Raw genomic sequence first — 13,193 nt, forward strand, 5'->3', positions numbered from 1 at the left:
GGGGACCGGCATCACTCCCGAGAGGCTTCGACGAGCCAGAGCGATGCCTGTGCAGAGCGACTGATTTCTGTAGTGGTATACGACTTTTCTACACGGGCGCGGGACGCATCGACGCGGCAGGCCTGTAGAAAAGACAAAAGCAGCGCGGATTTCACCGCGAAATTCATGTTTTGCCCGTCCGGCACGGTGGAGGTCACCATCCCTATGACCGCCCCGCCGTGATCGAACAGCGGGCTGCCGCTGGAACCGGGCTGGATGGGCGCCGTGAACTGAAACAGGCTCGCGTCGCTGTGCAAACCGAACAGCCCCGAGATTCCGCCCTGTGTGACCTGCAACCCACCGCCGGAAATCGACGCCAGCGGATAGCCCAGCACCACCACCGTATCGCCCGGCTCGCAACCCTCGCCATCGCGGAAGGTCAACGGCCGCAGCGGCGATGCACCCTGCACCCGCAAAAGCGCGATATCGTTGCGCCGGTCCACCACCACCGGCTCGACCTTGTAACGGCCTTCCAGGGAGGTGATGTGCAGCACGTTCATGTCTTCGATGACATGGGCGCAGGTCATCACGTGCCCCGGTCCGACCACGAAGGCCGTACCGGTCGCAGACTCATGACGCGGACCACCACCCGAACCACCGGACGGGCGGCGCGGGTGCCGGTCGTCCACCTCAAGCCCGATCTTGCGTCCGAACGCCGACAGCCCGTAGGCCGAGCCTTCGCTCAAGGCACGAAACTTCCATTGCTCGTTGCGCTTGTAGAACTCGCCGATGATGATCGCCGCTTCGCCGTTGTCCTGCAGGTTCACCCGGTGCTCGATATCCGCGTCCACCTGTAGATGCAGGCTGCCCATTTCCCTCACAGGCCCCATTGCGGCGAACACATAGACCAACAACAACACGCGGTCACTGCCGGCTGGCAGACGGCTGAGCTGCAGCGAACAGCCCACGTTCTCGGGGCCTCCGCTCCACGCCATCCAGCTTTGTTCCTGATGGAGCAACGCAGGCTCACCCATGGGCTGGCGCTTCTCATTGACCGGCAGCAACGCAACGGCGCCGTACTCTCCGAAAACCGATCTCCTGCCGGTTTCCAGATTCCAGGTGCAATCGGAATTGGCCAACGCGACGTTTGCACCCGGTGCCAGCACCTTCATGCTCGATCCTCCATGATTAGAGCGATAAGTAATAGCAAAAAACTATTATCCTGATCAAACCGAGGCCCGTACAGCGACGGTGATGGCCTTGACTCTAATATTCTCCTGCCAATGTGTTTCCGGTTCTTTCATTCCCAGGCGGCGGGCCGCAAATATGCCGGGCAGATTGACCCCGGTTTCTCGGGTGTAGCCGATGCCGCCCGAGTAGCGCGGGTTGATCTCCAGCAGGCGAGGATTGCCGTCGGCATCGTCGCGGGTCTGGACGTTGATCAAACCGTCGCAGCCGAAATGCTCGGCCGCCTGGACGGCGAGACGGACCGCCTCGCTGTCGCGTTCGAAGGTCTGATTCGTCCCCTGCTTGCGGCGACCGACGAAGGCAATCGCTTTACCCTGCTCACAGACCATATCGACCGAGCATTCGCTGCCCGGCATGTAGGGCATGAGCAGCATCGGCGCTCGCGCCTCGGATTTGCGATAGGCGTTGAAGTACGCCTCGAAAGTGGTCTCGCGGGCGTCCGGGTTGGCGAAGCAGCGGAAATCGTCGACATCGTCCTTGAAGCGCCAGAATCCGTGGCCGAAAATCCCGACTGTAGGCTTGATGCACACTTCGCCGGTCTTGCTGAGTTCCCGGTACGCCGCCTGCAACTGCTCCGCGTCATTCGCGGTAATGCCAGGGATGCAGGCCAGGCCCGCTGCCTGGGCGGCTGCGGTGAATCGACTTTTGTCATCCACCTCCAGAAAGGTTTGCATGGAGGTGCCACCGGTTACCAGATCCAGATCCTGCGCGACGAAGCGGTCGCGATGGGTCTCATAAAAGCTGCCGATCCGCCCGGCCACGACGACTTTTACGCCTAGACTTCGTGCCGTATCGATGACCCAGTCGATACGCTCCTCGTTCGCGGCCGGTTCCTGCAACGCCTGATCCGCCTGCCCGGTGATTTCCAGACGGTCATGGCGGTGGGAGGCAATGATCTTCACTGATGCCGGTAATGTTTCGCGCGCACCCATGATGACTTCGCGCTGGCTGGACTGCCCTTCAAGGAACCAAATCATGTAGATCTCCGGGGGACGAGGCGCTCTGAACGGGCCTTGTCGAATTTTGTAATAACTGTTTTGCTTCAATGTGTTCGGTTTAGGGCAAAGTCACGCAATTTTTTCGATAGGGGACAATGACATGAAGTGGCTTAGAAGGTCGATTTGGCTTGTGGTACTGGTTGCACTGGGGATCGGCGCTTTGAGCCTTTACTACGTCCTGCCGCGTCATGATGTCGTGATGATCACTGGCGTGGAAGTAAAACGAATGGACGCTGACGGCGTGGTCAACGCCGAAAACCCGGCCGACGGCCCGACCCGCGACGTGTATTTCATCAACACCGAACACCCGGACACCAAGAAGGTCGTGGTTTACCGCAACGAGGACACCGCCTGGAGCTTCCCGTGGTACTTCAAGTTCGACTCGGCGGATATCCAGGCCAAGGCCCAGGGCTATTCCCGCGACGCCAACCAGTTGGCCCTGATTCGTTACTACGGCTGGCGCATCACAATCCTCTCGATGTTCCCCAACGTGACCGAAATCCAGATGACCAGCAGCCGCGACGAACCCTTCCCGGTGTTCAACGCGATCTTCTTCGGCGTTTTCGCGCTGCTTGTGCTGGCGGTAATCATCGTGATCCGCCGCCGGTTTCGCAAGCAGCCACGGGTTGATCAAGTGGTGAGATAACTCGGATGAGCCTGGGGAAATCCTGCTGAAGATGTATGAAGGCGGGTTTTGCCTTACAGGCTCAAACGACAGAAACGAAAAAGCCCGATCCGTGATGTGATCGGGCTTTTCGTTTTCTGGTGCCGGAAACAGGAATCGAACCTGCGACCTTCGCGTTACGAGTGCGCTGCTCTACCGGGCTGAGCTATTCCGGCTAAACCTTATTGCGCAATCATTTTAGCTGGCAAACCGGGCACATCCAGAACGTCATTACCTGCAAAGGGCTGGAGTCGATGTGAGGCATCCGCCACTTTGAGTCCAGGTCAGAGCACCAACGCCTGGAACAGGAGTAACTACGTAGGTGGCTGCAGCGCTGGTAGTTGCCGTTGGAACAACAGTAACTACCCCATCCGCTACAGCTACTGACGCAACGTGAGTAGTAGCTTGAGTAGCAGGAATACCGTTCGTGCCGGAGTTGCAACCGACACGGCCGCCAAGCTCCTGAACACACGCAGCTACAGCGGCCTGATACCCATTGGCAACCGAGATAACCTCGGAATAGCGGGCCTTCATGGTGTAGGAGTTGTACTGAGGGATTGCTACCGCCGCCAAAATACCGATGATCGCAACCACGATCATCAGCTCGATCAGCGTAAAACCTTTTTGTGCGTTCATATCTACTTCTCCGAGGCGTCAATTAGTGGTGCCTTGAGAAGGTAATAGCACGCGTCGTGCCAACCCGCCTTCCTGAACTGTTGCTGACCAAAACCGCGTTTCTGCCGACCCAATCACCCTCGGAAATCAACAGAAACTGACAATTTTCGTCACATCCCCCTCCACCATTTGGCACCACCCGCCGACTGCGTTATAACCCTCACACTGTCTGTGTCTGGTGGTTTTATGACTGATGTTGTCCTCACCGGTTTGGCCAAACAATTGGTCTTGGCCGAATTACTCACTGAGAAAGCCGCGCAGCAAGCCCTCCAGCAAGCACGCCGCGACAAGATTTCGCTGATCACTCATCTGGTCCAGAACCAGCTGGTCAAAAGTCTGACGCTGGCCGAGATGGCTTCCGACCAGTTCGGTATCCCGTTCATGGACCTGGCCACCCTCGACAAGGAAAGCCAACCCAAGGGCTTGATCAGCGAGAAGCTCGCGCGCCAGCACCATGCGCTGCCCTTGTGGCGTCGAGGCAACAAGCTGTTCATCGGCATATCCGACCCGACCAACCACCAGGCCGTGACCGATATCCAGTTCAGCACCGGCCTGACCACTGAAGCGATTCTGGTCGAGGACGACAAACTCACCAACGCCATCGACAAGTTCTTCGACACCGACAATGGGATGGGCAACCTGGCCGACGTCGATCTGGGCCTGGAAATCGAAGCCATTGATGGGCCGCAAAAGGAAACCTCCCTTAGCGGGCAAAGCGATGCCGACGACGCTCCAGTCGTGCGTTTCGTCAACAAGATGCTGATGGACGCCATTCGCCTCGGCTCTTCGGACTTGCATTTCGAGCCCTACGAGAAGATTTTCCGGGTGCGCCTGCGCACCGACGGCATCCTGCATGAAGTCGCCCGGCCGCCGATTCACCTGGCAAGCCGGATTGCCGCGCGCCTGAAAGTCATGGCCAGCCTGGACATCTCCGAGCGGCGCAAGCCTCAGGACGGCCGGGTCAAGCTGCGGGTCTCCAAGAACAAAGCCATCGACTTCCGGATGAACACCCTGCCGACGCTGTGGGGCGAGAAAATCGTGATGCGTATTCTCGACCCGACCAGTGCGCAGATGGGCATCGACGCGCTAGGTTACGAGCCGGATCAGAAAGCGCTGTATTTGGAAGCGCTGAAGCAACCGCAAGGCATGATTCTGGTCACCGGGCCGACCGGCTCAGGTAAAACCGTTTCCCTGTATACCGGTCTGAATATCCTGAACACCGTGGATATCAACATTTCCACCGCCGAAGATCCGGTCGAGATCAACCTGGAAGGCATCAATCAGGTCAACGTCAATCCGCGCCAGGGCATGGACTTTTCCCAGGCACTGCGAGCGTTTCTGCGCCAGGACCCGGACGTGATCATGGTCGGCGAGATTCGCGACCTGGAAACCGCCGAAATCGCTATCAAGGCCTCGCAGACCGGTCACATGGTGCTTTCCACGCTGCACACCAACAGCGCCGCCGAAACCCTGACGCGCCTGCATCACATGGGCGTAGCGGCCTTCAATATCGCTACCGCCATCAACCTGATCATTGCCCAGCGGCTGGCGCGCAAGCTGTGTCCGCACTGCAAGAAGGAAGTCGACATTCCCCACGACACGCTGCTCAAGGAAGGCTTTCCGGAAGCGGAGATCGGCAAGTTCAAGATCTACGGCCCGGTAGGCTGTGATCATTGCAACGGCGGCTATCGGGGTCGCGTCGGCATTTATGAGGTGGTCAAGAAGACGCCGGAGCTGGAACGCATCATCATGGAGGAAGGCAACTCGCTGGATATCTCCGTCCAGATGCGCAAGGACGGCTTCAATGACCTGCGCACCTCCGGCCTGCACAAGGCCATGCAGGGCATCACCAGCCTGGAAGAAGTCAACCGCGTGACCAAGGATTGAGCATGGCCACTAAGGCACCCAAAGTCATCGTCTACACCTGGGAAGGCGTGGATCGTAAAGGCACCAAGGTCAGCGGCGAGTTGAGCGGTCACAGTCTGCCGCTCATCAGGGCGCAACTGCGCAAACAGGGCATCAACCCGACCAAGGTGCGCAAAAAATCCACGTCGCTGTTCAGCAAGGGCAAGAAGATCAAGCCGCTGGATATCGCTTTTTTCTCCCGGCAGATGGCGACCATGATGAAGGCCGGCGTGCCGCTGCTGCAGTCATTCGACATCATCAGCGAAGGTGCCGAAAACCCGAACATGCGCGCACTGGTGGACTCCCTGAAACAGGAAGTCTCGGCGGGTAACAGTTTTGCGACGGCACTGCGGCAGAAGCCCGAATACTTTGATGAGCTGTTTTGCAATCTGGTGGATGCCGGTGAACAGGCCGGTGCATTGGAAAGCCTGCTGGACCGGGTCGCGACCTATAAGGAAAAGACCGAAGCGCTCAAGGCCAAGATCAAAAAGGCGATGACGTATCCCATCGCGGTTCTGGTTGTGGCAATCATCGTGTCGGGTATTCTGCTGGTCAAGGTCGTCCCGCAATTCCAGTCGGTTTTCGCAGGATTTGGCGCCGAACTGCCGGCATTTACCCTGATGGTTATAGGACTCAGCAACGTGGTTCAGCAGTGGTGGCTGGCGATCATCGGCCTGTTCGTTGCCGGATTCTTCATGTTCAAACGCGCCTATAAACAATCGCAGAAATTCCGCGACAGCATCGACCGCTTTCTGCTGAAAGTGCCGATCATCGGCCCTTTGATCTACAAATCATCGGTCGCCCGTTACGCCCGCACCCTCGCGACGACGTTTGCGGCCGGTGTGCCGTTGGTCGAAGCATTGGACTCGGTTGCAGGTGCCACAGGCAACGTGGTGTTCAAGAATGCCGTAATGAAGATCAAGCAAGATGTTTCAACCGGCATGCAGCTCAATTTCTCCATGCGCTCTACCCAGGTGTTTCCGAGCCTGGCAATCCAGATGACTGCCATCGGCGAGGAATCCGGCGCTTTGGACAACATGCTCGACAAGGTCGCCAGCTACTACGAGGCCGAAGTGGACAATATGGTCGACAGCCTCACCAGCCTGATGGAACCGATGATCATGGCCGTGCTGGGTGTCGTGGTCGGCGGCTTGGTCATCGCCATGTATTTGCCCATCTTCCAACTCGGAAACGTCGTCTGACATGCCTTTACTCGATTTTTTGGCCCTGTACCCGCTGGCCTTGATTATTTCCTGCGGCGTACTGGGTTTGCTGGTCGGCAGTTTCCTGAATGTGCTGATCTACCGCTTGCCGAAAATGATGGAACGCGACTGGAAAACTCAATCCCGGGAAATGCTCGGCCTGCCCGCCGAACCTCCAGCACCGCGGTTCGACCTGATACTGCCTCACTCCAGCTGCCCGCACTGCAATCAACCGATCCGAGCCTGGCAAAACCTGCCGGTGATCAGTTACCTGATGCTCGGTGGCCGCTGCGCCCACTGCAACGCCTCGATCAGCAAACGCTATCCGCTGGTGGAGCTGGCGTGTGGCGTGCTCTCGGCTTACGTCGCCTGGCATTTCGGCTATGGCTGGCAGACCGCGGCAATGCTGGTGCTGACCTGGGGTCTGCTGGCGATGAGCATGATCGACGTGGATCACCAGCTGCTGCCGGATTCGCTGGTCATGCCTTTGCTGTGGCTGGGCCTGATCGTCAATTCCTACGGGCTGTTCACGTCGCTCAGCGACGCGTTGTGGGGCGCAGTCGCCGGTTATCTGCTGCTGTGGTCGGTGTTCTGGCTGTTCAAGCTGGTGACCGGCAAGGAAGGCATGGGCTACGGCGACTTCAAACTGCTGGCCATGCTGGGCGCCTGGGGTGGCTGGCAGATCCTGCCGCTGACGATTCTGATGTCGTCACTGGTGGGGGCCGTTCTGGGCGTGATCATGCTGCGGGTGCGCAGGGTTGAGGCGGGTACGCCAATCCCGTTCGGACCCTATCTGGCAATCGCAGGCTGGATCGCTTTGCTCTGGGGTGGTCAAATAACCGACTCCTATTTGCAATTTGCCGGTTTCAGATGACCCAAGCCGCTTCAACACCCTGGATTCTTGGCCTTACGGGCGGCATCGGCAGCGGCAAGAGCGCTGCGGCGCGATGTTTTGCCGATCTGGGAATCCATACCGTAGACGCAGACCACGCCGCGCGCTGGGTGGTCGAGCCTGGCCGTCCGGCGCTGGCCCGCATCGTCGAGCATTTCGGCTCTGAGGTTCTGCAGGCCAGTGGCGAGCTGGACCGCAGCGCACTGCGCAAGCGGATCTTCGCCAATACCGATCAACGGCTGTGGCTGGAGGCCTTGCTGCATCCGCTGGTCAGGCTGGAAATCGCAGAGCATCTGGCTCGTGCGCAATCGCCTTACGCGATTCTGGTCTCACCGCTGCTGATCGAGTCCGGCCACTACAGTACGGTGCAGCGTGTGCTGGTGATCGATGCGCCGCAGACCCTGCAAATCGAACGCACCATGCTGCGCGACGGCTCCAGCCAGGAACAGGTCGAGGCGATCCTCAAGGCCCAGGCGCTGCGTGAAGATCGGCTCAGTCATGCCGACGACGTGCTGGTCAATGACCGCGACCACGCCTGGCTCAAGCGCGAAGTCGAGCGGCTGCATCATTTTTATCTAACTTTGAGTGGAGGCCGACCATGAGCCAACCAATAACCGTCCAATGCCCTACCTGCGGAGCCCCGGTGGAGTGGAGCGCTGCCAGCCCTGCCCGGCCGTTCTGTTCGGACCGTTGCAAGCTGATTGATCTGGGGGCGTGGGCTGCCGAAGAACATGCGATTCCAGTCAGCCCTGATGCCGAAGACGAGCTGTTTTCGGGTGATTTCGACCAGCCGCCGCGCGGGCATTAAACAAACACACGTCCTGCAGGAGCGAGCTTGTTCGCGAAAGCGCAAGTCCTGGCGAGGTATGTTCTGCGTCTATTCCAGCCTCATCGCCAGCAAGCCGGATCGCCGCCCGCTGGCTCCTGCATACCCAAACGCCTCTGACCTTCAACTGTCATCATCATTCCACGGTGCCGAGAGGTAGCGGGTGCGGTTGAAGGTTTCCAGCCATTCGGGGCTGAAGACCACCAAGGCGCTGATCACCATGCCGTTGATGAATGCTTCGGGAAAAACCAGCAGCCACAGGTAACCGACGTAATCGCTCAGCCAGTACGGCATCTCGAAAATCCCCTCCATCTTCAGCACGCTCAGCGCCAACGTGAGGCTCAGCAGCGCCGCGACAGCTGCCGCGAGAAATCCGGAGCAAAAGATGTATACAAAGGGGCTTTTGGGTTGCGCTCGCTCGACCAGAATGGCGCAGACTTCCGTCACCAGCACCGGCAGCGCCACGAACAGCACGCCGTTGACACCCAATGCCGCCAGATCCTGCCGCCCCGAAGCGACCAATGCCAGTTGCGCCGTGAACCCTCCAACCAGCGCCAGCGGCCAGTCCAACAGCAAGGTCACGGCGGTCATGCCGATGAAGTGGTAGGCAACGCCGGTGTCGAAGTCGCGCCGCACCAGCCACAGCAACAACAGCGCGAATACCGTGCCCAGTAGCAGGTGCTGCCGGCGGCGGTCGCTGCACAATTCGACCCAGGGCGAACGCCAGATCGCCCAACCCAGCACAGGCACATACAGTAGCCAGCCCAGGGTCTGGGTGCCTGCGGTCAGTACCTGTGCGCCGATCATGGCCGTTCGAGGGCGGCGCGCAATGGCTCGGCACTGCTGAACTGCTGCCGGCTGACCAGTTGCCCGTCGCGCAACTGCAACCACAGCACTTTATCTTCGTCACCGGCGTATTGCGGTACGATGCGTGCTTCGCGGTCCAGCATCACCCGGTACGAATAGTCCCGCATCTTGGGGATTGCGAACATCCGGGCAATCAACGCCGGCATTTTCTGGATGTCAGCAACGAACACGGTCTGGCGCGACTCGAGGAACCCCTTGGGCTTGTTTTCCAGCGCTGCGTTGACCAGCTTCGCGGCCTCCATGCTGCGGGCCACCAGCAGTGTCTGGGCCTGACCGTCGAGGGTGTAAGGCTGATCGTATTGATCGAGCAGCGTCCACGGCGTAAGGCGGTCGCCGGCTTCCAGAGCGTGGGCAGTCAGCGGCAGCAAGGCCAGGAGCAGGATGGGCAGGAGTTTCAAAGACGTATCCTCAAGAGTATTGGCGCGTTTGACGCCCGGCCTGGGCGAGAAATGCGTTGCCGGGTTCGGACGCGATGGCCGGAGGACAGACTACATCGATGAAAAAGCCAGTCCACCCCTTCAGATCACTCTTTCAGTCGAGGCGTCCGTGACGCTAAGCTTGGGCACATGGACGATTCAGACTACCTGCGCCTGCTGACGATCCAGGCCGAACAAGCCAACACCTTTCTTTCCAACGCGCGGAAGTGGGAACGCGAGCGCTGGGTTTGCCAACGCCTGTTGCAAGGCCTCAACATAGCCCATCGCAATGAGGACTTCACATCCGCGGGGCAGGAACCGCCGGACGTGCTGTTTCGCGATGCCTGTTTCGAAGTGTTCTTTGTCCTGGACGAAGGCCGACGTCTGAACGATGAGTGGCGCGAAGAGTTGGAACGCCGACGCAGCGCGTTCTCCCTCAGCCAGCTGGTACGCCGTGAAGCCAAGCCCAAGCGGATACCTGCGGCCGAACTGCTGCGCCGGCTCGCCCCGACTCTGCGCAAAAAAGCCCATAACTACCAGGAACGTGGTCTGGACCTGGGTGAATTGGACATCATCGCCTTCGCCAGTCTGAAACGCGAAGTGCTGGACCTCAACAGCCACTTCCCGCCTCCAACAGAATATCTGCGCCAGGGCTGGCGCTCGTTGTCACTGGTCGGGCCGACCTTCGCTCGGGTATTGTTCGCGCACCCGGACGCTCCGGATTTCCTGCGGACCAACCTGGGCCGCAGTGTGGTCTTTGATGTTGGAATCAGTTTATGAGCCCGCTGCAAGAATTGCTGGCCGACGTGCCGCAGCAAGGTCGCGTGCGCTGGATCGGTGTACGCCCGGTATCACGGGCCGAGATGATCGAGCTGGAGGCCGTGGAGGCCCGGCGTGAAGCGGGGCTGACCGGCGATCACGCCCGCCCCGGCCCGCGCAATGCACGGCAGGTCACGCTGATTCAGTGGGAGCATCTGGCAGTGGTCGGCTCTATCCTGGGCCGCAGTGCCGAACAGCCCATACTGCCGCAGGACCTGCGACGCAACCTGGTGATCAGCGGCATCAATCTGTTCAGCCTCAAGGGCCGGCGTTTCCGGATCGGCCAGGCCATCTTCGAAACCACCGGCTGGTGCCAACCCTGCGCCAAACTCGAGCAACGCCTCGGCCACGGGACCTTTCAGGCGGTACGCGGCCATGGCGGAATCACTGCGCGAGTGATACAAAGCGGGATCATCCGACTGGACGACGGCTTGCAGGTCGAGCCGCTGTCTGACGTTACGCAGGACGGTGCCCAGTCACATCTCGGTTCATCAAGAGGCTAAAATGAGCAGCCGCCTGAACCCCGACGACCAAAGGCGTGTCGAAGAGTACCTTCGAGCCCCCCAGCATCAAGTCGAGCGCCGCCCCTTCCGGCCCTGGCTGCTTCTTGTGCTGCTGATTGTCGTGGTGGCCGGCCTGGGCCTGTTGAGCCGTTTATTGAGCCATCTGACGCTATGAGCTGCCTTGCGCTCGCGAAGATCGGGCTTACGAATTCCTTTAACCTTTCGAGAAATCCTAATGACTCATCGCATTGTCATCGTTGGCGGAGGCGCCGGCGGTCTGGAGCTGGCTACCCGTCTGGGTAAGACCCTGGGCAAAAAAGGCACGGCCAGCGTTACGCTGGTCGACGCCAACCTCACCCACATCTGGAAACCGCTGCTGCACGAGGTGGCCGCCGGCTCGCTCAACTCGTACGAGGATGAGCTGAACTATGTAGCCCAGGCCAAGTGGAACCACTTTCAGTTCCAGTTGGGGCGTATGACCGGCCTGGACCGCGAAAGCAAGCAGATCCATCTGGCCGCGACCCTCGACGAACAGGGCGCCGAGCTGGTTCCAGAGCGGAGTCTGAACTATGACTCGCTGGTGTTGGCCGTTGGCAGCACCACCAATGATTTCGGCACGCAGGGCGCGGCCGAGCACTGCTTGTTCCTGGATAGCCGCAAGCAGGCCGAGCGGTTTCACCAGTTGCTGCTCAATCACTACCTGCGCGCGCATGCCGGCGAGAGCGACGGCACCCAGGAAATCACCGTGGCCATCGTCGGTGCGGGAGCGACCGGCGTGGAGCTGGCGGCAGAACTGCACAACGCGGCGCACGAACTGGCGGCCTACGGCCTGGGCCAGCTCAAGCCGGAAAACCTGCGCATCACTGTGATCGAGGCTGGCCCGCGGGTATTGCCGGCCTTGCCCGAGCGAATCGGTGGCCCGGTACACAAGACCCTGGAGAAATTGGGCGTGACGGTCCTGACCAACTCGGCCGTCAGCGAAGTGACCGCCGAAGGCTTGAAAACGGCCAGCGGGCAATTCATCCCCGCGACGTTGAAAGTCTGGGCTGCCGGCATCCGTGCACCGGGTTTCCTGCATGAACTGGCGGGTCTGGAAAGCAACCGCATCAATCAGCTGCAAGTGCTGCCTACCTTGCAGACGACGCGCGACGAGAACATTTTCGCTTTCGGGGACTGCGCCGCGTGCCCGCAGAAAGGCAGCGACCGCAATGTGCCACCGCGTGCCCAGGCGGCGCATCAGCAGGCTTCGTTACTGGTCAAATCGCTGCGCTACAGAATCGAAGGCAAGGCGCTGCCGGAATACACCTACAAGGACTACGGCTCGCTGATCTCGCTGTCGAGCTTCTCGGCAGTCGGTAACCTCATGGGCAGCCTGATGGGCAGTGTGATGCTGGAGGGCTGGCTGGCGCGGATGTTTTACATCTCGCTGTATCGCATGCACCAGATGGCGCTGTATGGCACGTTCAGAACGTTGATGCTGATGCTGGGCAGCCGGATCGGTAAGGGGACTGAGCCGCGGATGAAGTTGCACTGAGTTTATAAGGATGTGGTAGGAGCGGAGGCGTCGTGTCAGGCGCCTTGTCTCTTGCGTCTGGACCGGCCTCTTCGCGGACAAGTCCGCTCCTACAGAGCTTGAAAACAAAAAAGGCGTCCCGAAGGACGCCTTTTTGTTGGATTCAAAACAACTGATTTTGAATCCTTGATTTTCAACCCTGAAACAGCCAGGCGAAAATGGTCGGGGTAAGGGGATTCGAACTCCTGACATCCTGCTCCCAAAGCAGGCGCGCTACCGGACTGCGCTATACCCCGATGATGCTAAAAAGCACCTAATTAAAGGCGCTTTTTATCTGGATGACGCTGTTATGCATCACTCCCTAAGATCCGGCCAGATACAAACTAGCCAAAAATGGTGGGTCGTGTGGGATTCGAACCTACGACCAATTGGTTAAAAGCCAACTGCTCTACCAACTGAGCTAACGACCCAAAAATGGTCGGGGTAAGGGGATTCGAACTCCTGACATCCTGCTCCCAAAGCAGGCGCGCTACCGGACTGCGCTATACCCCGACTGAAACAGCGAATCTATCGAAATCTGGCTCCACGACCTGGACTCGAACCAGGGACCCAGTGATTAACAGTCACTTGCTCTACCAACTGAGCTATCGCGGAACTATCGATTTCAGATTCAACTTTACAACTTA

At 59.3% G+C, this 13,193-nt stretch carries 15 protein-coding genes and 5 tRNA genes; 10 read left to right on the plus strand and 10 right to left on the minus strand.

Annotated elements, in window-relative coordinates:
* Positions 1 to 11: 11 nt before the first annotated feature.
* Together EGJ27_RS15705 and EGJ27_RS15710 are read right to left on the minus strand one after the other, a co-directional pair.
* Positions 12 to 1,151 carry a trypsin-like peptidase domain-containing protein gene (locus EGJ27_RS15705; RefSeq protein WP_125831670.1) on the minus strand — a complete coding sequence of 380 codons (1,140 nt, stop codon included), beginning with the start codon at positions 1,149 to 1,151 and terminating at the stop codon, positions 12 to 14.
* A gap of 54 nt (positions 1,152 to 1,205) precedes the next feature.
* The gene (locus tag EGJ27_RS15710) at positions 1,206 to 2,204 is read right to left on the minus strand and encodes an ATP-grasp domain-containing protein (RefSeq protein WP_125831671.1); all 999 of its coding nucleotides are present in this window, start codon (positions 2,202 to 2,204) and stop codon (positions 1,206 to 1,208) included.
* A 121-nt stretch (positions 2,205 to 2,325) separates the two neighbouring features.
* Between EGJ27_RS15710 and EGJ27_RS15715 the strand changes: the two genes are divergently transcribed.
* Positions 2,326 to 2,871, plus strand: a complete 546-nt coding sequence (locus tag EGJ27_RS15715) for a DUF1523 family protein (RefSeq protein WP_125831672.1) — start codon at positions 2,326 to 2,328, stop codon at positions 2,869 to 2,871.
* Positions 2,872 to 2,988: 117 nt separating this feature from the next.
* Here the strand turns inward: EGJ27_RS15715 and EGJ27_RS15720 are convergent.
* Both EGJ27_RS15720 and EGJ27_RS15725 read right to left on the minus strand, forming a co-directional pair.
* Positions 2,989 to 3,065, minus strand: a tRNA-Thr gene (locus EGJ27_RS15720).
* A 55-nt stretch (positions 3,066 to 3,120) separates the two neighbouring features.
* Positions 3,121 to 3,525 (minus strand): prepilin-type N-terminal cleavage/methylation domain-containing protein, encoded by a 405-nt coding sequence (locus EGJ27_RS15725; protein WP_125831673.1) that lies wholly within the window; start codon positions 3,523 to 3,525, stop codon positions 3,121 to 3,123.
* Between the two features lie 225 nt (positions 3,526 to 3,750).
* Here EGJ27_RS15725 and pilB point away from each other — a divergent pair, with 225 nt between their 5' ends.
* Genes pilB through yacG form a run of 5 tightly spaced genes read left to right on the plus strand, consistent with a single transcriptional unit; the run spans position 3,751 to position 8,371 of the window.
* A complete protein-coding gene (gene pilB / locus EGJ27_RS15730; RefSeq protein WP_125831674.1) occupies positions 3,751 to 5,451 on the plus strand; it encodes a type IV-A pilus assembly ATPase PilB in 1,701 nt (566 codons plus the stop codon).
* A 2-nt stretch (positions 5,452 to 5,453) separates the two neighbouring features.
* The gene (locus tag EGJ27_RS15735) at positions 5,454 to 6,671 is read left to right on the plus strand and encodes a type II secretion system F family protein (RefSeq protein WP_125831675.1); all 1,218 of its coding nucleotides are present in this window, start codon (positions 5,454 to 5,456) and stop codon (positions 6,669 to 6,671) included.
* Between the two features lies 1 nt (position 6,672).
* Positions 6,673 to 7,545 carry an A24 family peptidase gene (locus EGJ27_RS15740; RefSeq protein WP_125831676.1) on the plus strand — a complete coding sequence of 291 codons (873 nt, stop codon included), beginning with the start codon at positions 6,673 to 6,675 and terminating at the stop codon, positions 7,543 to 7,545.
* Positions 7,542 to 8,165, plus strand: coding sequence for a dephospho-CoA kinase (gene coaE / locus EGJ27_RS15745; protein WP_125831677.1), 624 nt, complete (start codon positions 7,542 to 7,544; stop codon positions 8,163 to 8,165). The genes EGJ27_RS15740 and coaE overlap by 4 nt, the downstream gene beginning before the upstream one ends.
* A complete protein-coding gene (yacG, locus tag EGJ27_RS15750; RefSeq protein WP_125831678.1) occupies positions 8,162 to 8,371 on the plus strand; it encodes a DNA gyrase inhibitor YacG in 210 nt (69 codons plus the stop codon). Before coaE ends, yacG begins: the two co-directional genes overlap by 4 nt.
* A 141-nt stretch (positions 8,372 to 8,512) precedes the next feature.
* On the opposite strand, the gene EGJ27_RS15755 is transcribed toward yacG, so the two are convergent.
* A complete protein-coding gene (locus EGJ27_RS15755; protein WP_125831679.1) occupies positions 8,513 to 9,196 on the minus strand; it encodes an energy-coupling factor ABC transporter permease in 684 nt (227 codons plus the stop codon).
* The gene (locus EGJ27_RS15760) at positions 9,193 to 9,654 is read right to left on the minus strand and encodes a hypothetical protein (RefSeq protein ID WP_125831680.1); all 462 of its coding nucleotides are present in this window, start codon (positions 9,652 to 9,654) and stop codon (positions 9,193 to 9,195) included. The genes EGJ27_RS15755 and EGJ27_RS15760 overlap by 4 nt, the downstream gene beginning before the upstream one ends.
* A gap of 168 nt (positions 9,655 to 9,822) precedes the next feature.
* Between EGJ27_RS15760 and EGJ27_RS15765 the strand changes: the two genes are divergently transcribed.
* From EGJ27_RS15765 to EGJ27_RS15780, 4 genes are read left to right on the plus strand one after another with little or no spacing between them, the layout of a single operon-like run.
* Positions 9,823 to 10,452: a DUF1780 domain-containing protein gene (locus EGJ27_RS15765; protein ID WP_125831681.1), complete on the plus strand. Its 630-nt coding sequence runs from the start codon at positions 9,823 to 9,825 to the stop codon at positions 10,450 to 10,452.
* On the plus strand, positions 10,449 to 10,994 hold the full coding sequence (locus EGJ27_RS15770) for an MOSC domain-containing protein (protein WP_125831682.1): 546 nt from the start codon (positions 10,449 to 10,451) through the stop codon (positions 10,992 to 10,994). The genes EGJ27_RS15765 and EGJ27_RS15770 overlap by 4 nt, the downstream gene beginning before the upstream one ends.
* Position 10,995: 1 nt before the next feature.
* Positions 10,996 to 11,169 carry a DUF3094 family protein gene (locus EGJ27_RS15775; protein WP_125831683.1) on the plus strand — a complete coding sequence of 58 codons (174 nt, stop codon included), beginning with the start codon at positions 10,996 to 10,998 and terminating at the stop codon, positions 11,167 to 11,169.
* Positions 11,170 to 11,229: 60 nt separating this feature from the next.
* The gene (locus tag EGJ27_RS15780) at positions 11,230 to 12,528 is read left to right on the plus strand and encodes an NAD(P)/FAD-dependent oxidoreductase (protein ID WP_125831684.1); all 1,299 of its coding nucleotides are present in this window, start codon (positions 11,230 to 11,232) and stop codon (positions 12,526 to 12,528) included.
* A 198-nt stretch (positions 12,529 to 12,726) separates the two neighbouring features.
* Here EGJ27_RS15780 and EGJ27_RS15785 read toward each other — a convergent pair.
* The 4 genes from EGJ27_RS15785 to EGJ27_RS15800 all read right to left on the minus strand — a co-directional run bounded on the left by EGJ27_RS15785 (position 12,727) and on the right by EGJ27_RS15800 (position 13,161).
* A tRNA-Pro gene (locus EGJ27_RS15785) sits at positions 12,727 to 12,803 on the minus strand.
* Positions 12,804 to 12,901: 98 nt separating this feature from the next.
* Positions 12,902 to 12,977 (minus strand) — tRNA-Lys (locus tag EGJ27_RS15790).
* Between the two features lie 5 nt (positions 12,978 to 12,982).
* Positions 12,983 to 13,059: transfer RNA gene (locus EGJ27_RS15795), tRNA-Pro, on the minus strand.
* A gap of 26 nt (positions 13,060 to 13,085) precedes the next feature.
* Positions 13,086 to 13,161: transfer RNA gene (locus EGJ27_RS15800), tRNA-Asn, on the minus strand.
* Positions 13,162 to 13,193: the final 32 nt, after the last annotated feature.

Source organism: Pseudomonas sp. v388 (genome assembly GCF_003935425.1).
Taxonomy (GTDB): Bacteria; Pseudomonadota; Gammaproteobacteria; order Pseudomonadales; family Pseudomonadaceae; genus Aquipseudomonas.

What these genes read in the sequence shown, in the direction of transcription:
- EGJ27_RS15705 (WP_125831670.1), bottom strand. Translation starts at nt 1,151, where the DNA reads ATGAAGGTGCTGGCACCGGGTGCAAACGTCGCGTTGGCCAATTCCGAT.
- EGJ27_RS15780 (WP_125831684.1), top strand. Translation starts at nt 11,230, where the DNA reads ATGACTCATCGCATTGTCATCGTTGGCGGAGGCGCCGGCGGTCTGGAG.
- EGJ27_RS15765 (WP_125831681.1), top strand. Translation starts at nt 9,823, where the DNA reads ATGGACGATTCAGACTACCTGCGCCTGCTGACGATCCAGGCCGAACAA.
- EGJ27_RS15735 (WP_125831675.1), top strand. Translation starts at nt 5,454, where the DNA reads ATGGCCACTAAGGCACCCAAAGTCATCGTCTACACCTGGGAAGGCGTG.
- EGJ27_RS15710 (WP_125831671.1), bottom strand. Translation starts at nt 2,204, where the DNA reads ATGATTTGGTTCCTTGAAGGGCAGTCCAGCCAGCGCGAAGTCATCATG.
- pilB (WP_125831674.1), top strand. Translation starts at nt 3,751, where the DNA reads ATGACTGATGTTGTCCTCACCGGTTTGGCCAAACAATTGGTCTTGGCC.
- EGJ27_RS15725 (WP_125831673.1), bottom strand. Translation starts at nt 3,525, where the DNA reads ATGAACGCACAAAAAGGTTTTACGCTGATCGAGCTGATGATCGTGGTT.
- EGJ27_RS15715 (WP_125831672.1), top strand. Translation starts at nt 2,326, where the DNA reads ATGAAGTGGCTTAGAAGGTCGATTTGGCTTGTGGTACTGGTTGCACTG.
- coaE (WP_125831677.1), top strand. Translation starts at nt 7,542, where the DNA reads ATGACCCAAGCCGCTTCAACACCCTGGATTCTTGGCCTTACGGGCGGC.
- EGJ27_RS15770 (WP_125831682.1), top strand. Translation starts at nt 10,449, where the DNA reads ATGAGCCCGCTGCAAGAATTGCTGGCCGACGTGCCGCAGCAAGGTCGC.
- EGJ27_RS15775 (WP_125831683.1), top strand. Translation starts at nt 10,996, where the DNA reads ATGAGCAGCCGCCTGAACCCCGACGACCAAAGGCGTGTCGAAGAGTAC.
- yacG (WP_125831678.1), top strand. Translation starts at nt 8,162, where the DNA reads ATGAGCCAACCAATAACCGTCCAATGCCCTACCTGCGGAGCCCCGGTG.
- EGJ27_RS15755 (WP_125831679.1), bottom strand. Translation starts at nt 9,196, where the DNA reads ATGATCGGCGCACAGGTACTGACCGCAGGCACCCAGACCCTGGGCTGG.
- EGJ27_RS15740 (WP_125831676.1), top strand. Translation starts at nt 6,673, where the DNA reads ATGCCTTTACTCGATTTTTTGGCCCTGTACCCGCTGGCCTTGATTATT.